At 72.4% G+C, this 21,129-nt stretch carries 13 protein-coding genes; 9 read left to right on the top strand and 4 right to left on the bottom strand.

The window, feature by feature from the left end; genetic code table 11:
• Nucleotides 1–541: 541 nt before the first annotated feature.
• The 4 genes from M1203_RS37065 (at nt 542) to moeZ (ending at nt 3,960) form a co-directional block, all read left to right on the top strand.
• Entirely contained in the window at nt 542–817 is a 276-nt protein-coding gene (locus M1203_RS37065) for a hypothetical protein (protein WP_249954286.1), read from the top strand.
• Nucleotides 818–905: 88 nt separating this feature from the next.
• Nucleotides 906–1,880, top strand: a complete 975-nt coding sequence (locus M1203_RS37070) for an NAD(P)-dependent oxidoreductase (protein WP_249954265.1) — start codon at nt 906–908, stop codon at nt 1,878–1,880.
• Nucleotides 1,868–2,710 carry a spherulation-specific family 4 protein gene (locus tag M1203_RS37075; RefSeq protein ID WP_249954266.1) on the top strand — a complete coding sequence of 281 codons (843 nt, stop codon included), beginning with the start codon at nt 1,868–1,870 and terminating at the stop codon, nt 2,708–2,710. The genes M1203_RS37070 and M1203_RS37075 overlap by 13 nt, the downstream gene beginning before the upstream one ends.
• A gap of 71 nt (nt 2,711–2,781) precedes the next feature.
• On the top strand, nt 2,782–3,960 hold the full coding sequence (gene moeZ, locus M1203_RS37080) for an adenylyltransferase/sulfurtransferase MoeZ (protein WP_249954267.1): 1,179 nt from the start codon (nt 2,782–2,784) through the stop codon (nt 3,958–3,960).
• Between the two features lie 83 nt (nt 3,961–4,043).
• Here the strand turns inward: moeZ and M1203_RS37085 are convergent, their stop codons facing one another.
• The 3 genes from M1203_RS37085 to M1203_RS37095 form a co-directional block, all read right to left on the bottom strand.
• Complete coding sequence (locus tag M1203_RS37085) at nt 4,044–5,633, bottom strand: alpha/beta hydrolase (protein WP_249954268.1); 1,590 nt, start codon at nt 5,631–5,633, stop codon at nt 4,044–4,046.
• A gap of 46 nt (nt 5,634–5,679) precedes the next feature.
• Nucleotides 5,680–7,299 carry an alpha/beta hydrolase gene (locus M1203_RS37090; RefSeq protein WP_249954269.1) on the bottom strand — a complete coding sequence of 540 codons (1,620 nt, stop codon included), beginning with the start codon at nt 7,297–7,299 and terminating at the stop codon, nt 5,680–5,682.
• A 126-nt stretch (nt 7,300–7,425) separates the two neighbouring features.
• Nucleotides 7,426–10,152, bottom strand: coding sequence for a lysylphosphatidylglycerol synthase domain-containing protein (locus tag M1203_RS37095; RefSeq protein WP_249954270.1), 2,727 nt, complete (start codon nt 10,150–10,152; stop codon nt 7,426–7,428).
• 251 nt (nt 10,153–10,403) lie between these two features.
• Here M1203_RS37095 and M1203_RS37100 point away from each other — a divergent pair, with 251 nt between their 5' ends.
• The 5 genes from M1203_RS37100 to nudC all read left to right on the top strand — a co-directional run bounded on the left by M1203_RS37100 (nt 10,404) and on the right by nudC (nt 20,707).
• Nucleotides 10,404–10,859 carry an MGMT family protein gene (locus tag M1203_RS37100; RefSeq protein ID WP_283959455.1) on the top strand — a complete coding sequence of 152 codons (456 nt, stop codon included), beginning with the start codon at nt 10,404–10,406 and terminating at the stop codon, nt 10,857–10,859.
• A 206-nt stretch (nt 10,860–11,065) separates the two neighbouring features.
• Entirely contained in the window at nt 11,066–14,539 is a 3,474-nt protein-coding gene (locus M1203_RS37105) for an ATP-dependent DNA helicase (RefSeq protein WP_249954272.1), read from the top strand.
• 78 nt (nt 14,540–14,617) lie between these two features.
• Nucleotides 14,618–18,253 (top strand): ATP-dependent DNA helicase, encoded by a 3,636-nt coding sequence (locus tag M1203_RS37110; protein WP_249954273.1) that lies wholly within the window; start codon nt 14,618–14,620, stop codon nt 18,251–18,253.
• 19 nt (nt 18,254–18,272) lie between these two features.
• Nucleotides 18,273–19,685, top strand: a complete 1,413-nt coding sequence (locus M1203_RS37115) for a dipeptidase (protein ID WP_249954274.1) — start codon at nt 18,273–18,275, stop codon at nt 19,683–19,685.
• Between the two features lie 59 nt (nt 19,686–19,744).
• Nucleotides 19,745–20,707, top strand: coding sequence for an NAD(+) diphosphatase (nudC, locus tag M1203_RS37120; RefSeq protein WP_249954275.1), 963 nt, complete (start codon nt 19,745–19,747; stop codon nt 20,705–20,707).
• A 142-nt stretch (nt 20,708–20,849) separates the two neighbouring features.
• Here nudC and M1203_RS37125 read toward each other — a convergent pair whose 3' ends face one another.
• Nucleotides 20,850–21,092, bottom strand: a complete 243-nt coding sequence (locus M1203_RS37125; RefSeq protein WP_249954276.1) for a mycoredoxin — start codon at nt 21,090–21,092, stop codon at nt 20,850–20,852.
• Nucleotides 21,093–21,129: the final 37 nt, after the last annotated feature.

The following is a 21,129-nucleotide window of genomic DNA, read 5'->3' on the forward strand; positions in this document are numbered from 1 at the left end:
ACGGACAACCGTCCGTCGCACCACCGGCTTATCCGCTTACGGTCGTCCCGCTGCGAGTCGCCGGATCAACGGCGGCCGCCCACAAGGGAGATCGGGGGTGCCCGCGTGCGGGTCGGACTGCTTACGGACAGTGGCTATCCGTATGCGCCGGATGGGTCCGGGCTCCGGTGCGACCGCGGCCGGTTCGCGGCGGGGGGCCGCGGCCTCGGCGACCTCGCCGGGGAGCGAGCCGGGGGGCGAGCCGCCGTCCGGCCGCCGGTGGCGTCCTGCCGTACCCCCGGCGCACGCCGGAGTGCGCACGCCACGCCCGTGCCCGATCTCCGCCGCGCCGCGGTCGGCGGCTCCACCGCGCCGCGCGGGCCGCTGGCCAAACGCTTCTTCGGAGCGGCGCCGCTGGTCACGGGGGACGGCGCAAGGTCGCACGGGTGCTGCCCTGTGAGTGGCCGCGCGCCATGGGCGGGCGAGCCGGGGGGCGTGGGCATTGCGCCGGTGTGCGCCAGCGCGGTCTCCCCGGGGGCGTACGCCGGAGCGGGGGAGCGCGATGTCTGACCGAATGTCCGGCCTGGGCGCCCCTGAGGCAGGCAGGTCCGACCCGGCGGGCCCGTCTGACCGGTCCGGCCTGTCCGGCCCGCCCGGCCGTGACGTCCTCGCCGTTCCCGTACGCGCGGTGGCCGAGACATGGGGCGCGGCAGCCGTGCCCGCCCTCGCCTGCGCCGCCGCCGCGCTCGGACTCCTCGCCCACGCCACCGTCGCCCTCTCCCGGGCGTCGGCGCATCTGAGCCTCAGCACCACCTCGTGCCTCAGCACCACCTCGTGAAGGAGAAGCCAGAGATGACTCCCCAATCCGCAGCACGGGCCGCAGTACCGGCCCCCGTACCGGCCTGTCGGCACAGAGGGGCCGCGCGATGAGGGTCCTGCTGCTCGGTGCCAACGGTTTCCTCGGCCGCTTCGTGGCCGACCGGCTGCTCGCCGACCCCGCCGTCCACCTCACCGCGCTCGGCCGGGGCGACGACGCCGACGTACGGTTCGATCTCGCGGGCGGCTCCCCGGGAGCCCTCACCCGCTTCCTGGACGCCGTCCATCCCGGGGTCATCATCAACTGCGCCGGCGCCACCCGCGGCGGCGCGCGCGAGCTGACCCGGCACAACACGGTCGCCGTCGCCACGGTCTGCGAGGCCCTGCGCCGCAGCCGCTGCGGCGCGCGGCTCGTCCAGCTCGGCTGCGCCTCCGAGTACGGCCCGTCCCAGCACGGCTCGTCGACCGCCGAGGACGCCGTACCGCGCCCCGGCGGCCCGTACGGCGTGAGCAAGCTCGCCGCCTCCGAGCTGGTGCTGGGGTCCGGACTCGACGCGATCGTGCTGCGGGTGTTCTCGCCCGTGGGCCCCGGCACCCCCGCGGGCTCGCCGCTCGGCCGGCTCGCCGAGGCGATGCGCCGCGCCATGCAGTCCGGCGACGGCGAGCTGAAGCTCGGCGGCCTCGGCGTACAGCGCGACTTCGTCGACGTACGCGACGTGGCGCGCGCCGTGCACGCCGCCTCGCTCTCCGCCGCCCAGGGCGTCGTCAATATCGGCACCGGGCGCGCGGTGCGACTGCGGGACGCCGCCGCCGTACTGGCGCGGGTCGCCGGGTACGCGGGCGCCCTGCACGAACTGGACCATCCCCCGGGGCCGATGCGGGCCGGCCACGCCACCATCGGCGCACCCCGGGGCGAGGCGGCGCCCGAACACCTGGGCGCGGCCCCCTTCCCGTACCCCGACGGCTGCGGCAGCTGGCAGCAGGCCGACGTACGGACCGCCCGTGACCGGCTCGGCTGGCGGCCCCGGATCAATCTGGAGGAGTCACTCGCCGATATCTGGATGGAGGCGGCGTGCCGCATCTGACCAGAACCGGCGGCCGGCTCTCCGCCACCGAGGAGGGGCGGCTCGGCATCGGCGTTCCCGGGTACGCGCATCCACTGCTCGCGCCTGTCGAGTGGGCCGAGCTGACCCGCCCCGGAACTCCGCTGCACTGGGCCGTCCTCAATGTCGCGGACGGGCCCGGCGACTGCCCCGATCCGCACTGTCTGGCGGCGGCGGGCCGGCTCACCAACGCGGGATCCAGGGTGCTCGGCCATCTCGACCTGGCGTACGGCACCCGCTCCGCCGGGGAGCTGGTCTCCGAGGCGCGGCGGTTCTTCGACTGGTACCGCGTCGACGGCTTCTTTCTCGACCGGTGCCCGGTCGGCCCCGCCGAGCTGCCCGCGACACGGCGGCTGGCGGCGGCCCTCGGCGCGGTGCTGGACGGCGGGTTCCTCGTCCTGGGGCACGGGGTCCATCCGTACCCCGGATACGCGGAGGTCGCCGATCAGCTGGTGACCTTCACCGGGGCGTGGGCGGACTACCGCTGGTCGCAGGCGCCGGAGTGGACGGCGGAGCACCCGCCGGAGCGCTTCGCCCATCTCGTCCATGGGGTGCCGCGCGGCCATCTGGAGGAGGCGATACGGATCGCCCGCTGGCAGGGGGCGGGCACGATCTTCTTCACCGACCGCACCGACCGCACCGACCGCACCGACCGCACCGACCGCACCGACTGGGCTGGCCGCACCGACAGGGCTGGCCGCACCGACAGGGCTGATGACGTCGACCGGAGCGCCCGCAACGGGTCATTCGAGACACTGCCCGGCTTCTGGGACGAAATCGTCTCGCGAGTCGGACCGGGTGTCTCGGAATGAGAAGGGCCGTGGCAGTGTTACAGCCAGAACAACCGTACTGATTGACCGACCAACCCCCTGTTGAGGTCCCTGTGTCGCTGCCACCCCTGGTCGAGCCCGCTGCCGAGCTCACCGTCGACGAGGTCCGCAGGTACTCCCGTCATCTGATCATCCCGGACGTCGGGATGGACGGGCAGAAGCGGCTGAAGAACGCGAAGGTGCTGTGTGTGGGTGCCGGTGGCCTCGGCTCCCCGGCTCTGATGTACCTGGCCGCGGCCGGTGTCGGCACCCTCGGCATCGTGGAGTTCGACGAGGTCGACGAGTCGAACCTGCAGCGTCAGATCATCCACAGCCAGGCCGACATCGGCCGGTCCAAGGCCGCGTCCGCGCGTGACTCCGTTCTCGGCATCAACCCCTATGTGAACGTGATCCTTCACGAAGAGCGGCTTGAGGCCGAGAACGTGATGGAGATCTTCTCGCAGTACGACCTGATCGTGGACGGCACGGACAACTTCGCCACCCGCTATCTGGTCAATGACGCCTGCGTGCTGCTGAACAAGCCGTACGTCTGGGGTTCGATCTACCGCTTCGACGGTCAGGCCAGCGTGTTCTGGTCCGAGCACGGCCCCTGCTACCGCTGCCTCTACCCGGAGCCGCCGCCCCCGGGCATGGTGCCCTCCTGCGCCGAGGGCGGCGTACTGGGTGTGCTCTGCGCCTCCATCGGGTCCATCCAGGTCACCGAAGCGATCAAGGTGCTCGCGGGCGTCGGCGAGCCGCTGGTCGGCCGGCTGATGATCTATGACGCCCTGGAGATGCAGTACCGCCAGGTCAAGGTCCGCAAGGACCCCGACTGCGCCGTCTGCGGCGAGAACCCCACCGTCACCGAACTCATCGACTACGAGGCCTTCTGCGGCGTCGTGTCCGAGGAGGCCCAGGAGGCGGCGGCCGGCTCGACGATCACTCCCAAGCAGCTCAAGGAGTGGATCGACGAGAAGGAGAACATCGAGATCATCGATGTGCGCGAGCCGAACGAGTACGAGATCGTCTCGATCCCCGGCGCCAAGCTGATCCCGAAGAACGAGTTCCTGATGGGGACCGCCCTGGCGACCCTGCCGCAGGACAAGAAGATCGTCCTGCACTGCAAGACGGGTGTCCGCAGTGCGGAAGTCCTCGCGGTGCTGAAGTCGGCGGGCTTCTCGGACGCGGTGCATGTCGGCGGCGGAGTCATCGGCTGGGTCAACCAGATCGAGCCGGAGAAGCCGATCTACTGAGCCGACATCGGTGGAACGACATCGGTGGAACGAAGGGGCCGGCCCACGCGCGTGGGCCGGCCCCTTCGTCATGCGCGGACCCGCTACGAACAGCTCTTCCCGGCGGCCGGGACCGTGCCGTGCAGGAAGTAGTCGTCCACCGCGCCGGTGATACAGCGATTGCCCGTGGTGTACGCGCCATGGCCCTCGCCCTCGAAGGTGATCAGGACCCCGACCCCGTCGCCCAGCTCCTCCACCATCCGCCGCGCGCCCTCGTACGGCGTCGCCGGATCCCCCTTGCCGCCGATGACCAGGATCGGTGCCGCGCCGGGCGCCGCCACCTCCGGTGTCTCGTGTTCGCCGGCCACCGGCCAGTCGGCACACCAGCCGGCCAGATCCCAGGCCAGATACGGGCCGAAGACCGGTGACACCTTCCGGAAGTCCGCCAGCAACCCGGACTTGACCTCCGCCGCGGTGACGCGTCCCTTGGCGTCCGCACAGGAGATGGCGCGCTGCGAGTGCTGCGCCGTGCCGTAGTGGCCCTGTGCGTCGCGGTCGTTGTACGAGTCGGCCAGCCGCAGCAGCGCGCTGCCGTCACCGCCCTCGGCCGCGTCCAGCGCGTCGGTCAGATCCGGCCAGCTGTCCTCGCTGTACAGCGGGCTGATGATGCCGGTGAGCGCGAGGTTCTCGGTGAGCCTGCGCCCCGTATCGGTCGGCAGGGGCTCGCCGTCGAGCCGGTCGAGCAGCCGCACGATCCGTGCGGTGCCCGCCTGCGCGCTGACGCCCCGGCTCTTGTAGTAGTTCTCCAGGGCGCGCTGGAAGCCGAGCGCCTGGTTGCGCGAGTGCGCCACATAGTCGGCCGTCGGATCGACGACCGCGTCCAGGGTGAACCGTCCGACCTTCGCCGGGAACAAGTGGGCGTAGACGCCGCCCAGTTCGGTGCCGTACGAGAAGCCCAGATAGTTGAGCGTGTCGTCGCCGAGGACCTGGCGCATCAGCTCCATGTCACGGGCCGCGTTGGTGGTGCCGACATGAGGCAGCAGCTTCCCCGATTCGCGCGCGCAGTCCGCGCCGAAGGCCGCGGAGTCGGTGAGGTAGGTCCTCTCCTCGGCCGGGGTGTCGGGGGTCGTGTCGATACGGAGGGCCTTCTCCGTCTGCCGGTCGTTACGGCACACCACACCGGAGCTCTCCGCGACCCCGCGCGGGTCGAAGCCGACGAGGTCGTACCGGGTCCTGAGCGCGGTGAACGAGTCGGCGAAGGCGGGGAGCGCGGCCACCCCCGAGCCGCCGGGGCCACCGAAGTTGAACAGGAGCGAGCCGATCCGGCTTGCCCTGTCCTCGGCCTCGGAGCGGATCAGGGCGATCCCGATGGTCTCGCCGTCCGGCGCGCGGTAGTCGAGCGGCGCCAGCATCGTGGCGCACTTCCAGCCGTCGCCGGGGGCCTTCGCCGCGCTGCCCCACGCCTTCGTCGGCGCCTCGCAGCGCTTCCAGTCGAGCTTCTGTCCGGTGAGCGATGCGGGCAGTCGCGGCAGGGAGGCGGGCTCCGGCGCGGTGCCCTCGGCGCCGGCCGGGGCCGATGTGGAAGCGGCCGCCTTGGCGTCGGGCGGAGGGTCTTCCGTACCACCCCCGCAGCCGGTGACGGTCAGCAGGAATGACACCGTGAGCAGGGCGCATATCCGAGTACGGCGAGACATGGCGTCATTCAATCCGGTCCGGCGGGCGAGGACAACCGAGGTCGGCTCAGCGGCAGACCGTACCCGCGGGCGGTACCTTTCCGTTCAGCAGATAGCCGTTCACCGCCCCCTGGACGCAGGGGTTGCCGCTGTCGTACGACCCGTGCCCCTGACCGTGGTACGTGATCTCGGTGCCGACCCCCTCGCCCAGCGCGTTGGCCATCGCCCTGGCGCCCGCGTACGGGGTCGCCGGGTCACCGGTGTTGCCGACGATCAGGATCGGGGCCGAGCCCTTCGCGCTGACATCGGGGGTGGACCACTGCCCCGGCACCGGCCACTTGGTGCAGCTCATCATTCCCCAGCCCAGGTACTCCCCGAAGACCGGCGACGCCTTGCGGAACTCCGGGAGCCTCGCCTCGGTCTGCGCCACCGTGTAGCGCTCCTTGGAGTCGGCGCAGTTGATGGCCACGTTGGCGGCCTGGAGATTGCTGTATCTGCCGTACTGGTCACGGCCGTTCATCGAGTCGGAGAGCGCGAGCAGCAGAGCGCCGTTGCCGCCGTCGGCCTCGTCGAGCCCCTGTTCCAGATACGGCCAGAAGTCCTTCGAGTAGAGCGCCTGGGCGATCCCGTTGGTGGCCTGTGTCTGGGTCAGCTTGCGGTCGCCGATGCCCGCGATCGGCCGCTTGTCGAGCCGGGCGAGCAGCTTGGTGATGAACCCCTCGATCTCCTTCGGGGTGGAGCCGGGCAGTACGCAGGCGTCGCCGCGCGCGATGCAGTCCTTCTCGAAGTTGTTGAGCGCGAGCTGGAAGCCCTTCGCCTGGCCGAGCGAGCCCTGTTCGGAGTTCTGGGTCGGGTCGACGACGGCGTCGAAGACCGCCCGGCCGACGGACTTCGGATAGAGATGGGCATAGACACCGCCCAGTTCGGTGCCGTACGAGATGCCGAAGTAGTGGAGCTTGCTGTCGCCGAGGACCTGGCGCATCAGCTCCATGTCGCGGGCGGCGTTCGTGGTGCCGACATACGGAAGCGACTCGCCGGAGTTCTTCTCGCAGGCGGCGGCGAAGGTGGCGAGCCCGTTGGTGAAGGTCTTCACCTCGGCGGGTGTGTCGGGGGTGGCGTCCTGGGCGAAGTAGGCGTCGAGCTGTCTGTCGCCCTCGCACTTCACGCCGTCGCTGTCACCGACCCCGCGCGGGTCGAAGCTGACCAGGTCGTAGCGGGCGCGCAGCTTCTCGTAGTCCTGGGCGAAGGACGGCAGCCCGGTGATGCCGGAGCCGCCGGGGCCACCGAAGTTGAAGATCAGCGAGCCGATGCGCTGCTTCGTGTCGCGGGCCTTGGCCCGGATCAGCGCCAGATCGATCGTGTCGCCGTCCGGCTTGGCGTAGTCGAGCGGCGCCTTCATGAAGGAGCACTCCCACGTGGCGCCGCCCGGCAGCGGGGAGGGCGCCGTACCGCCGCCCTCCGCGACCGACGGGGCCTTGCACGCCTTCCAGGTCAGTCGCTGGGTCGCCAGATCCTTGGGCCTGTCCGTACTGCGGGTGTTCCCGCCGTGGGAGCTGCCCGGCGCGGAGGCACCGCTGTTGTCGGAGCATCCCGTGGCGGCCAGCAGGGCGGCGGCGGTGACAGCGGCCAGGGCCGGGACGCGCCGCGGGGAGAGGGCGGACAGGGCGGCGGCGGGGGAGTGTGACATGCGCCCATCGTGCGCCCCGGGGGCATGGGCCGCTCGGGGCCGCGGTCCATGCGGGTGGCGGCGGACAGGCGCACTCCGCCCGGGCCCTGCCGGACAGGGCCTGTCCCGGGCCCTGCCGGACAGGGCCTACAACGCTCCCTTGCGTGTGAGGTGGCTGAAGCTCAGCCAGCCTGGCAGCACGGGCAGCCACAGCGTCAGCAGCCGGTAGAGCAGCACGGCGGGCGCGGCGACCTCCTTCGGCAGTCCGACGGCCAGCAGACCCAGCGTCAGCGCGCCCTCGACCGCGCCCACACCGCCCGGCGTCGGCGCGGCCGAGCCCAGCGCGTTGCCCGCCAGGAAGACCACCGCGATGCTCGCGTAGCTGAGCTGCTGATTGCCGTTGTCGAACGCCCTGATCGAGGCGTCGAGACACATCACGAACACACCCGTCAGCAGCAGCATCCCGCCGATGCCGGTGAGCAGCTTCATCGGCCGCTGGAGTACGTCGAGCATGCGGGGCACCACCCCGGCGAACAGCGAGCGCAGCCGCGTCACCAGGAACTTCCGCAGGAACGGGATCGCGGTCACGACCAGCACCAGCACCGCGACCGTCAGCAGACCCGCGATCACCGTCCTGGACGGGGTGAGCGAGGTCGACTTCTCCGTACCGGTGAGATAGCCGAAGGACAGCAGCAGCAGGATGTGCGCGCCGAGCCCGAAGAGCTGCGACGCGCCGACACTCGCGACGGCGAGCCCCGGGCGTACCCCCGCGCGCTGGAGGAAGCGCGTGTTCAGCGCCACGCCACCGACCGCGGCGGGTGTGACGATCTTGACGAAGGAGCCGGCGACCTGCGCGACGACCGTACGCCGGAAGGGCACCCGTTCCGGTACGAAGCCCAGCAGGCTCATCGCCGCCGCGACATAACTGAGCGCCGAGAACGCCACGGCCGCGGCCACCCAGCCCCAGTGCGCCCGGCTGATGACCGTGCCGAAGTCCACCTGCGTGATGGTGGTGAGCAGGAAGTACGCGGCGACGGCCCCGGCGATGAAACTGAGCAGCGTACGGGGCTTGATGCGCTCCAGCCGGACCGGCTCGACCGGCGCCTGCGGTCGGATCCGCAGCACCTGCTTGCGCATCTGGGAGAGCAGATCCTCCTCGCGTGCCTCGTCGAGGGCCTCGTCTATGGCGCGCTTCTCCGCCTGCTTCTCCGCGCGCAGGGATCTCCGTACGGCCTTGCGGTCGCCGTCCACGGCGGCGGCCTCCGCCACCTTGGCGCGCTTGTTCGCCTCGGACGCCTGGAGTACGGCCTCGCGCTCGCGCTGCGACCGCTCACGGGCGAGCCTGCGCAGCGTCGCGCGCGTGGAGCGGCTGAGCGCGATCGGCTGGAGGAGCGGCAGACAGTCGGCGATGGCGTCGGGCCCCAGGACCTCGACCGCCGCGGCCACCGAGCGCTCCGCGCCGACCCGCAGCCCCATCGTCGTGAGCAGCTGGGCGGTGTCCATCCGCAGGACCAGATCGCCCGCGGCGATCTCGCCGCCGCGCAGCTCGGTGAGGATCACCTTGCCGGAGCGGTCCACCAGGAGCGCGTCGCCGGTGAGCCTGCGGTGCGCGATCCGGCGCGACTGGAGCGCCTTGACCTGCCGCCAGGCGCCCCGTACCAGCTCGTCGGTGATCTCCTCGTCCGGCAGCGAGTCCAGCGACCGGCCGCCCAGGTGCTCGTACACGAGCATGACGGCGTCGGGACCCAGCTCGGAGGTGGCGATCAGCTTGGGGGCGTTGGCCCCGGCGGCGATGGCCGCGTACGCGAGCAGCGCTTCCTGTTCGAGCGCCTGGCGCAGGGAGGGGATGGACCGGCGGGTGGTGATGGAGCGCAGGGTCAGCTGCCGCCAGACCCGGTAGAAGAAGCCCTGGGCCTGCTGTTCGCGGTCGACGACGGTGACATCGAGCGGCGGACCGTCCTCCAGGGAGACCAGATAGCGGCGGCCCCGGTCGCCCTGCTCGGCGGAGTCGGCGACATCCTCGGCGCGCATCGCGTTGACCGGACGGAAGCCGACATGGCGCAGACCCGCCATCAGAGTCTGCCCGGTGGGGCGTACGTTGGGCGAGCCGACCGTGTAGAGCGTGCCGTACGCGACGCTCCAGCCGATCAGTACGGTCAGGATGATCGAGAACGGTGTGGTGTAGCCCGCGACCAGCATCGCGAAGGCGTCGAGGAGCAGCACCACCCACAGCACGACCCGCCAGCGGGGTCTGCGTGCCATCCCGACGGCCGTCATATACGCGATGACGGGCGCCAGATAGCCATGGACGGGGTCGGTGAGCCCGGCGGCCCCCTGGGGGCGGGTCAGCGCGTCCTGGATCGACTCCGGGGCGGCTCTGGCGACCCAGAGATCGATGGCGAGCGTGACGCCGTGTGCCAGGACGGCGGCGAGCACGCCGTCCGCGATCCGCAGTCCGTCACGTTTGATCAGCCGCTCGATCGCGAAGGCGACCGGGACGAGCAGCACGGCGATGCTCGACACCAGGCCGGCCACCTTGACCATCAGGTCGGGTGCCTGGCCCGTGCCCTTGCTGATGTCCTGTTCCAGACCGGAGGTCGTGCCATGGGCGAAGGCGGAGAGCCCGAGGACGAGCGCGATGGCGAGGATGCCGATGAGCAGCCGCAGCAGATCGGACGGGCGGTGGACACGGGCCGAGAGCAGCGGCTCGTCGCCGGAGACCCGGTCGGCACGGGTGGCGCCGGTGGCGCAGGGCTCGCCGTCGAGTCCAAGGCCCTCGCCGCCGCCCCGCCCGGAGGCAGGACCGAGGCCGGTGCCGTCCGCGTCCGGGCGCGACTCGGCGCCAGAGGTGGGCGTCGCCGCCGGAGGCCGCACGTCCCGCTCCTCTGTCGAATCCGTCTCTTCTTGATCTCGTATCACCAGTCACCGCCCGGATGATGGTGGCACGAGCCGCCGACAGACGGGGGCATCAGGGTGCATTGCGGGGACCGCGTGCGCGCGAGATGCGTCCCTTTGTGTGCGTACGTACATAGGGTGACCGCGCGTACGCGCTCCGATGCCCGGCCGATGCGGGGCCGCTCGGCCGGGCGGGGCCGCTGTCGGTGGGGTGCGGCAGGATGGACCGGATGAGGAGCGAGAAGTCCCGGAAGCCGACCGTGACCGCGAGCGCCGAAGTGAGCGCGGACGCGATCGCGGGCGCGATCGCCGGCGAGGGCGCGGACGCGGAGGGTGAGGCGGCGCGGCTGCCCGACTACGCGGAGCGCGTGCTGGACGTGGCCGAGCTGATCCCGCCCGGCCGGGTCATGACCTACGGCGATGTCGCGGAGTGGCTCGGCGAGGGCGGGCCGCGCCAGGTCGGCCGCGCCATGGCGCTCTACGGAGGCGCCGTGCCGTGGTGGCGCGTGGTCAGGTCCGACGGCGTGCTGCTGCCAGGACACGAACTGAGCGCGCTGGACCACTACCGCGAGGAGGGCACGCCCCTGCGCGAGGCCGCGCGGAGCGCGGAGGGGCATGTGCCGCGCCTGGACATGAAGCGGGCGCGATGGGACGGCGCGGACACCGGCGAGGGGGCTCACATATGACAGCTTCCGCCCTTCGGGCGCCCGAAGGGCGGACCGCCGCCCCCGCGGCCGCCGGTGAGGACGACGGAGCGGAGCGCATGCGTCCCGGTCGCCCGACGGCGTAGCGTCACCGGCACGCGCCACCCGCGCCCCGGCCGGGGCACGGGCCCCTGTCAGCGCCCCCGGCACCATCACCACCAGCACCTTCTCCAGGACCGGCGAACCACGTGAGCTCCTCCTCTTCCACCGGGCGTACCCCGCACCGTCGGGTACGGCAGCGGACTCCGGGCGCGTACCGACTGGTGCGTACACCGCCGGTCCCGGTGGACCCTCCTTGGCTGGACGCAGCGCAGCGCGGGGTGGTTGACCACGAGACCGGACCGTTGCTTGTGCTGGCCGGTCCCGGTACGGGCAAGACCACGACGCTCGTGGAGTCGGTCGCCGCGCGAGTAGGCAGGGGCGTCGACCCCGAACGGATCCTGGTGCTGACCTTCAGCCGCAAGGCCGCCGTGGAACTGCGCGACCGGATGGCGGTCAGGCTCGGAGACGGGCGCGGCCCGCAGGCGACCACCTTCCACTCCTTCTGCTACGCCCTGATCCGCGCCCATCAGGAGGCCGAGCTCTTCACCGAGCCTCTGCGGCTGCTCTCCGGTCCCGAGCAGGACGTCGCCGTACGCGATCTCCTCGCGGGCCAGCTCGACCTGGAGCGCGCGGGGCGCGGACGCGTCCGGTGGCCGGACGAGCTGCGGGCGTGTCTGACCACGCGCGGCTTCGCCGACGAGGTACGGGCCGTGCTCGCCCGCAGCAGGGAACTGGGCCTCGGCCCCGACGCGCTGGCCGTCTTCGCGCGGCGCACCGGCCGTCCCGACTGGTCGGCCGCGGCGGCCTTCCTCGCCGAATATCTGGACAACCTGGATATGCAGGGGGTGCTCGACTACGCGGAGCTGGTCCACCGGGCGGTACTGCTGGCGGCCCGCCCGGAGGTCGGGGCACGGCTGACGGAGCGGTACGACGCGGTGTTCGTCGACGAGTACCAGGACACCGACCCGGCGCAGGTCCGGCTGTTGCGCGCGCTGGCGGGCGGGGGGCGGGCGCTGGTCGCCTTCGGCGATCCGGACCAGTCGATCTACACGTTCCGGGGCGCCGATGTGAACGGCATCCTCGACTTCCCGTACGCCTTTCCCCGGCGGGACGGCCGGCCGGCGCCGGTGCGGGTCCTGACCACCTCCCGGCGCTCCGGCGCTCGACTGCTGGCGGCGACCCGGCTGCTGACCCGCCGTATGCCGCTTCCCCGGCTGCCCGCGGAGAAGGTACGGGTCCATCGCGAGCCGACGGCGGTGCGCGAGGGCGGCACGGTCGAGACGTACACCTTCCCGACGCCGTCGACGGAACTGGACAACATCGCGGACATCCTGCGCCGCGCGCATCTGGAGGATGGCGTTCCGTGGCGCGACATGGCGGTGCTGGTGCGCGCGGGTGGCCGTACGATCCCGTCGATCCGGCGGGCCCTGACCTCGGCGGGCGTTCCCCTGGAGATCGACGGCGACGATCTTCCCCTTCGCCATGAACCGGCGGTGGCCCCGCTGCTGACGGCGCTGCGCGCGGTGGCGGAGGCGGCGATCCGCCGTCCGCCGCGGGACGCGGAGGGCGGGGGTACGGGGGCGGTGGCCGCGGGGACGACCGTGCCCGACGCACAGACGGGCGCCGAGGCCGACGCTGACGCCGACGGCGGGGCTCGGGTGGTCGAAGCGGCCGAGGTGGCCGAGACGGCCGAGGTGGCCGCGACGGCCGAGACGGGCGAGGCCCCTGCTTCCTTCGTTTCCGTCACCTCCTGGCTCGATGTCGAGACGGCTCTCACCCTCCTCACCTCTCCCCTCGGCGGGATGGACGCCGCCGATCTGCGTCGGCTCGGGCGGGCGTTGCGCGACGAGGAGCGGGCCGGCGGCAACCGGCTGCCCGCCGCGTCGGACGCGCTGCTCGCGCGGGCGCTCGCCGAGCCCGAGCGGCTGGTGGCGCACGACCCCGCGTACGCCCGTGGCGCGCAGCGGCTCGGCGCGCTGCTGCGCAAGGCGCGTGAGCTGCTCGAAGGCGGCGGCACCGCCGAGGAGGCCCTGTGGGAGCTGTGGGACGGTACGCCCTGGCCGGGCCGGCTCGAACGCTCCGCGCTGCGCGGCGGCGCGGGCGGCCGTAACGCCGACCGCGATCTCGACGCCGTGTGCGCCCTCTTCGACGCCGCCGCGCGCGCGGAGGAGCGCACCGGCGGCCGGGGCGCGCTGAACTTCCTGGAAGAGCTCGACGCCCAGGACATCGCCGCCGACACGCTCAGCCGCAGGGCCGTACGCCCCGATGCGGTACGGCTGATGACGGCGCACCGCTCGAAGGGGCTCGAATGGCGCCTTGTCGTCGTCGCCGGTGTGCAGGAGGGGCTCTGGCCCGATCTGCGGCGGCGCGGCTCCCTCCTGGAGGCGGACAGGATCGGCCGCGACGGACTGGCCGAGCCCCTTTCCCCCGGCGCGCTCCTCACGGAGGAGCGCAGGCTGTTCTACGTGGCGGCGACCCGCGCCCGCGACCGGCTGGTCGTGACCGCCGTCAAGGCACCGGCCGACGACGGCGACCAGCCCTCCCGCTTCCTCACCGAACTCGGTGTGGAGCCCCGGGACATCACCGGCCGCCCCCGCCGCCCGCTCGCCGTCGCCGCGCTCGTCGCCGAACTGCGGGCCACCACGGTCGACCCGGAGGCGTCCCCGGCGCTCCGTGACGCCGCGGCCCGCCGGCTCGCCCGGCTCGCGGCGCTCGGTGACGAGGACGACCAGGCGCTCGTCCCGGCCGCGCATCCGCACCGCTGGTGGGGCCTGTACGAGCCGACCCACAGCACGGTCCCGCTGCGCGACCGTGACCAGCCCGTCACGCTCTCCGGCAGCGCCCTCGACCAACTGGCGAACACCTGCGCGCTCCAGTGGTTCCTGGGACGCGAGGTGAAGGCGGACGCGCCCGCCACCGCCGCGCAGGGCTTCGGCAACGTCGTCCATGTCCTGGCCGACGAGGTGGCGTCCGGCCGTACCCCCGCCGATCTCGACGTCCTGATGGAGCGGCTGGACTCCGTATGGGACGCGCTCGCCTTCGACGCACCCTGGAAGTCCCAGCAGGAGAAGGCGCAGGCGAGGGTCGCGCTCGAACGCTTTCTGCGCTGGCATGTCATGGACCGAGGCCGCACGCCCGCCACCACGGAGCACGGATTCGACGTCACCCTCGAAGCGGGCGCGTACGAGGTGCGTATCCGGGGCTCCATGGACCGGGTCGAGAAGGACGCGGAAGGCCGCGCCTATGTCGTCGACTTCAAGACCGGGAAGCAGGCCCCGACCAAGGACGAGGTCGCCCACCACCCCCAGCTCGCCGTCTACCAGCTGGCGGTGCGCGAAGGCGCGCTGGACGAGATCTTCGACGGCCGCCGCCCGGAGCCGGGCGGCGCGGAGCTCGTACAACTGCGCCAGGCCGCGCCGAAGAAGGAGGGCGGCGAGGAACTTCCCAGGATCCAGGCGCAGGAGCCACTGGCGGGGGAGTGGGTGGGTGAACTCCTGACGACGGCGGCCGGCCGCGTACTCGACGAACGCTTCACCCCCACGACCGGCCAGCACTGCGGCCACTGCGCGTTCCGCGCGTCGTGCAGCGCGCAGCCGGAGGGCCAACAGGTCGTGGAATGAGGTCGGCCGCGTCACCCGAGGCCGCGCCCGCGAGGCCACCCCGCCCCACTGTCAGTGGTGCCGGATAGCCTCCCTGAGGTGTCCGTACATCTCACCGATCCCGAGCAGCTCAAGGAGCTTCTCGGGATCCCCTTCACCCCGGAGCAGACGGCCTGCATCACCGCGCCGCCCGCCCCGCAGGTCATCGTGGCCGGAGCCGGTTCCGGGAAGACGACGGTGATGGCCGCCCGGGTGGTGTGGCTGGTGGGCAGCGGACAGGTCGCCCCCGAGCAGGTCCTCGGGCTGACGTTCACCAACAAGGCGGCCGGTGAGCTGGCCGAGCGGGTGCGCAAGGCGCTCGTACGGGCCGGGGTCACCGACCCCGACGCCATCGACCCCGAGCACCCTCCCGGCGAGCCCAGCATCTCCACGTACCACGCCTTCGCGGGCCGGCTGCTCACCGACCACGGCCTGCGGATCGGTCTGGAGCCCACCGCCCGGCTGCTCGCGGACGCCACCCGCTTCCAGCTCGCCGCGCGAGTGCTGCGGGACGCGCCGGGACCGTATCCCGCCCTGACCAAGACACTTCCCGCGCTGGTCAGCGATCTGCTCGCGCTCGACGCCGAGTTGGCCGAGCATCTGGTCGGGCCCGCCAGGCTCGGCGCGTACGACACCGACCTGCTGCGCACCCTGGAGGGCGTGCGGCTCAGCAACGCCGAGCTGCGCAAGGTCCCCGAGACCGCCGTCGCCCGCGCCGAACTGCTTGAACTGGTCGGGCGCTACCGCGCCGCCAAGAGCGCCCGCGACCTCCTCGACTTCGGCGACCAGATCGCCCTCTCCGCCCGACTCGCCACCACCAGACCCGAGGTCGGCGCCCTCCTCCGGGACGAGTTCCGGGTCGTCCTGCTCGATGAGTACCAGGACACGTCGGTCGCGCAGCGGCTCCTGCTCTCCGGGCTCTTCGGCGGCGGCACGGGACACGCGGTCACCGCCGTCGGCGACCCCTGTCAGGCGATCTACGGCTGGCGCGGCGCCTCCGTCGCCAATCTGGACGACTTCCCCGCGCACTTCCCGGGCGCCGACGGCCGCCCGGCCGCCCGCTTCTCCCTCAGTGAGAACCGCCGCAGCGGCGGCCGGCTCCTGGACCTCGCCAACGGCCTCGCGGCACCGCTGCGCGCGATGCACGAGGGCGTGGAGGCGCTGCGGCCCGCGCCCGGCGCCGAGCGCGACGGCGGGGTGCGCTGCGCGCTGCTGCGTACGCACGCGGAGGAGATCGACTGGCTCGCGGACTCGATCGCCCATCTGGTGCGTACGGGCAAGGAGCCCGCGGAGATCGCCGTGCTGTGCCGTACGGCCGGGGACTTCCCGGTGATCCAGGGCGCCCTGGTGGCCCGCGATGTGCCCGTCGAGGTCGTCGGCCTCTCCGGGCTGCTCCATCTTCCCGAGGTGGCCGACCTCGTGGCGATGTGCGAGGTCCTTCAGGACCCCGGCGCCAACGCCTCCCTCGTACGGCTGCTGACCGGACCTCGCTGGCGCATCGGCCCGCGCGATCTGGCGCTGCTCGGCCGCCGGGCCCGGCTGCTGGTCCACCGGGGTACGGGCCCCGACGGGGACGACGATCCCGACGCGCGGCTGGCCGCGGCGGTCGAGGGCACCGACCCCGCCGAGGTGATCTCGCTCGCCGACGCCCTGGACACCTTCCTGGAGTCGGCGGGCGCCCCGGAGGACGGACTGCCCTTCTCGGCCGCCGCCAGGGTCCGGTTCGCACGGCTCGCCACCGAACTGCGCGAGCTGCGCCGGTCGCTCGCGGACCCCCTGATGGATGTCCTGCACCGGGTCCTGGCCACGACCGGACTGGAGGTCGAGCTCTCCGCCTCGCCGCACGCGCTGGCCGCCCGCCGCCGGGAGACGCTGGGCAACTTCCTCGACATCGCCGCGTCGTTCGCCGCGCTGGACGGCGAGGCCGGGCTGCTGGCCTTCCTGGGGTTCCTGCGCACGGCAGCGCAGTACGAGAAGGGCCTGGACAACGCGCTGCCCGGCGGCGAGAACACGGTGAAGGTCCTCACCGCCCACAAGTCCAAGGGCCTGGAGTGGGACGTCGTCGCCGTGCCGGGGCTGGTCGCCGGGCAGTTCCCCAACACCAAGGCGCGCGAGGCATGGACGTCCCAGCCGAAGGTCCTTCCGCACGCGCTGCGCGGCGACGCGCCGACCCTGCCGGAGATCACGTCCTGGGACGCGAAGGGGCTCAAGTCCTTCAAGGAGGCCATGAAGGCGCATCAGCACACCGAAGAACTGCGCCTCGGTTATGTCACCTTCACCCGCCCGCGCTCGCTGCTGCTCGGCTCGGGCCACTGGTGGGGGCCCACGCAGAAGCGCCCGAGGGGTCCGTCCGATTTCCTGCACGCGCTGTACGACCACTGCGTGGCGGGTTTCGGCGAGATCGAGGTGTGGGCGGACGAACCGGAGGAGTCGGAGGACAACCCCGCCCTGTGGACGGAGGGGGTCTCCCACGCCTGGCCGCTTCCGTTGGACGGGCCGTCCCTGACCCGCCGGCGCGCGGCGGCGGACACGGTGCTGGCGTATCTGGAGGAGCTGGGGAGCGACGGAGACGGGCCGGCCGACCCGGTCGACGAGCCCGACGATCCGGAGCTGTACGTTCCAGCGCCGGATGATCCAGCGCCGGACGACCCAGCGCCGGACGACCCAGCGCCGGATGATCCGGAGCCGTACGTTCCCGGGAGGTACGTCGCGGATCCCGCCGAGCCGTTCGACGGCGATCCGCCGGACGCGGACGGGGATCTGTCCGACTGGGACGCCTGGACGACCGCTCCCGCCGCCGTCCCCGGCCCCCGGCGGGCCGAGGGGACTTCCCCCGACCGCCTCCGCCTCTCCCCGGAAGAGATCCGCACCCTCGCCTCCTGGGACCGCGATCTCGACGCCCTCGCCGGTGAGCTGCGCCGTGCACGCACCACCGTCCGCGATGTCCCCGTACCGCCGTCGCTCTCCGCCTCCCAGCTGCTGCGGCTCGCCGCCGACCCCGACGGCTTCGCCCATGAGCTGGCGCGGCCCATGCCGCGCCGGCCGCGGCGCGCCGCCCGCAGGGGCACGCGCTTCCACGCCTGGGTGGAGTCGCGCTTCGAGGAGCTGCCGCTCCCGATGCTCGGCCCCGACGAGCTGCCCGGTGGCGAGGACGACGAGCCGGAGATCGCGGACGAACGCGATCTGGCCGCGCTCAAGGAAGCGTTCGAGCTCACGCCGTACGCCCGGCGCACGCCGTATCGCGTGGAGGCATCGTTCCAGCTCACCCTCGCCGGCCGGGTGATCCGGGGCCGTATCGACGCCGTCTACCGCGAGGCCGGGACCGACCCCGAGACCGGCGCGGAGACCTTCTCCTACGAGATCGTCGACTGGAAGACCGGTCGCGCCGGGACCGCGGACCCCCTCCAGCTCGCCATCTACCGGCTGGCCTGGGCCGAGCGGCACGGCCTCCCGCCGGCCGCCGTCACGGCGACCTTCCTCCATGTCAGGACAGGGGAGGTCGTCCGCCCCGAACGCCTCCCCGGCCGCCCGGAGCTGGAGCGGCTTCTCACCGAGGCCCCGGACGGCCCGGACAGCCCGGACGGCCCGGACGACGGGGACGGCCCGGAGGGGACCGCCCCGGAAGGTATGCGCGAGACCCGGGACACACCCACGGAAGAGCGATCCTCACAACCGGCAGACGGGACCGCGCTCTGAGCCCGTTAGGCTCGACATCATGAGCGACACCCCGGACAGCGTCGTCCGTACGTACATCCAGACCCACCGCGCCGCCTTCCTCGCCGACCTCGCCGACTGGCTGCGCATCCCCTCCGTATCCGCCCACCCCGACCACGACGCTGACGTGCGGCGCAGTGCCGACTGGCTCGCCGCGAAGCTCAAGGAGACCGGGTTTCCGGTCACCGAGATCTGGGACACCCCGGGCGCCCCCGCGGTTTTCGCGGAGTGGCCCTCCGAGGATCCCGACGCCCCGACCGTGCTGGTCTACGGCCACCACGACGTCCAGCCCGCCGCCCGCGAGGACGGCTGGCACACCGACCCCTTCGAGCCGGTCGTACGGGACGGCCGGATGTACGCGCGGGGCGCCGCCGACGACAAGGGACAGGTTCTCTTCCACACTCTCGGCGTACGCGCGCATCTCGCCGCCACCGGCCGCGCCACACCCGCCGTCCACCTCAAGCTCCTCGTCGAGGGCGAGGAGGAGTCGGGCTCCCCGCACTTCCGGGCGCTGGCCGAGGAGCGGGCCGGCCGCCTCGCCGCCGATGTCGTGATCGTCTCGGACACGGGCATGTGGTCGGAGGACACCCCGACCGTCTGCACCGGTATGCGCGGACTCGCCGACTGCGAGATCGAGCTGTACGGCCCCGATCAGGACATCCACTCCGGTTCCTTCGGCGGAGCCGTCCCGAACCCGGCCACCGTCGCCGCTCGCCTCGTCGCCGCCCTGCACGACGAGCACGAGCGCGTCACGGTCCCCGGCTTCTACGACGGTGTGGCCGAGCTCACCGAGGCCGAGCGCGCCCTGATCGCGGAGCTGCCGTTCGACGAGGAGGAGTGGCTGCGTACGGCGAAGTCGCACGGCACTCTCGGCGAGACGGGCTACTCCACCCTGGAACGGGTCTGGGCCCGCCCGACCGCCGAGGTCAACGGCATCGGCGGGGGCTATCAGGGCCCCGGCGGCAAGACGATCATTCCGTCCTCCGCCCAACTGAAGCTCTCGTTCCGGCTGGTCGCGGGCCAGGACCCGGACCGTATCGAACGCTCCGTACGCGACTGGGCCGAGGCCAGGATCCCGGCCGGCATCCGGCACAAGATCAGCTTCGGCGCGGCCACGCGTCCCTGTCTGACCCCGCTGGACCACCCCGCCCTCCAGTCGCTCGTCCGGGCCATGGGCCGCGCCTTCGACCGGAAGATCCGGTTCACCAGGGAGGGCGGTTCAGGACCGGCCGCCGACCTCCAGGACGTGCTCGGTGCCCCGGTGCTCTTCCTGGGCATCTCCGTACCGTCCGACGGCTGGCACGCGCCGAACGAGAAGGTGGAACTCGACCTGCTTCTCAAAGGTGTGGAGACCACCGCCCACCTCTGGACCGAGCTGGGCGCCCCCAGGCGGGAGTCCCGCCGCACGACCTAGGCCCGCCGCACACTCCGCTGATCAGAAACCCAATCCATCCGGGGGAGTTGGAAGTACCTGTGAGCACCATCAGCAGTGACGCCACCGCACACCGACCCATTGGCCTCACCGCCCCCAGCGGTATCGACCGCGCGGCGCACCACCGTCTCGACGAGGCCTGGCTGGCGGCTGCCTGGAGCCATCCCACGACCCGTGTCTTCGTGGTGTCGGGCGGCCAGGTGCTGATCGACGACACCCCTGACGGACGTACCGAACTGGTCATGACCCCGTCCTTCGAGGCGCCCCTGACCGAGACCCACCGCTACTTCCTCGGTACGGACCAGGAGGGCGTCCGCTACTTCGCGCTCCAGAAGGACTCGCTCCCGGGACGGATGGACCAGTCGGCGCGGCCCGCCGGGCTGCGCGAGGCCGGGATGCTGCTCTCCCCGCGCGACGCGGGCCTGATGGTGCACGCGGTGGCGCTGGAGAACTGGCAGCGGCTGCACCGCTTCTGCTCCCGTTGCGGCGAGCGCACCATGATCGCGGCGGCCGGCCATATCCGGCGCTGCCCGGCCTGCGGCGCCGAGCACTACCCCCGTACGGACCCCGCGGTGATCATGCTCGTCACCGACGAGGACGACCGCGCGCTGCTGGGCCGCCAGGTCCACTGGCCCGAGGGCCGCTTCTCCACGCTGGCGGGTTTCGTGGAGCCCGGCGAGTCGATCGAGACGTCGGTGGCCCGCGAGGTCTTCGAGGAGGCGGGTATCACCGTCGGCGAGGTCGAGTACATCGCCAGCCAGCCATGGCCGTTCCCGTCGAGCCTGATGCTGGGCTTCATGGCCCGCGCCACATCGTCCGACATCACGGTGGACGGCGAGGAGATCGAGGAGGCCCGCTGGTTCTCCCGGGAGGACCTGCGGACCGCGATCGAGACGGGCGAGATCCTTCCCCCGGCCGGCATCTCGATCGCCGCGCGCCTGGTGGAGCTCTGGTACGGCAAGCCTCTGCCGAGGCCACTGCCGAAGCCGCAGCGTCAGCCCTGAGCACCCGCCCGCCCGTACTGCCGGTGAGCCCTGCTCGTACTGCCGGTCGGCAACGACAGTGCCCCCGGCAACGACTGAGCCCCCGCGGACAGTGGTCCGGCGGGGGCTCGTGTCGTGCATGGGCCGTGTCCTCAGATGCCGATCAGACGCCGACCTTCTGCTTGACCTGCGCCAGCGAGGGGTTCGTCAGCGTGGAGCCGTCGGGGAACAGCACGGTCGGCACCGTCTGGTTGCCGCCGTTCGCCTTCTCGACGAAGGCCGCCGACTCCGGGTCCTGCTCGATGTTGATCTCGGTGTACGCGATGCCCTCACGGTCCATCTGGCCCTTGAGCCGACGGCAGTATCCGCACCACGTGGTGCTGTACATCGTCACAGTGCCCGGCATGTCCTTCGGCTCCTCTGCCTCGATATCTCGGAGGGTC

It is taken from the genome of Streptomyces sp. 35G-GA-8 (assembly GCF_023534745.1).
GTDB lineage: Bacteria > Actinomycetota > Actinomycetes > Streptomycetales > Streptomycetaceae > Streptomyces.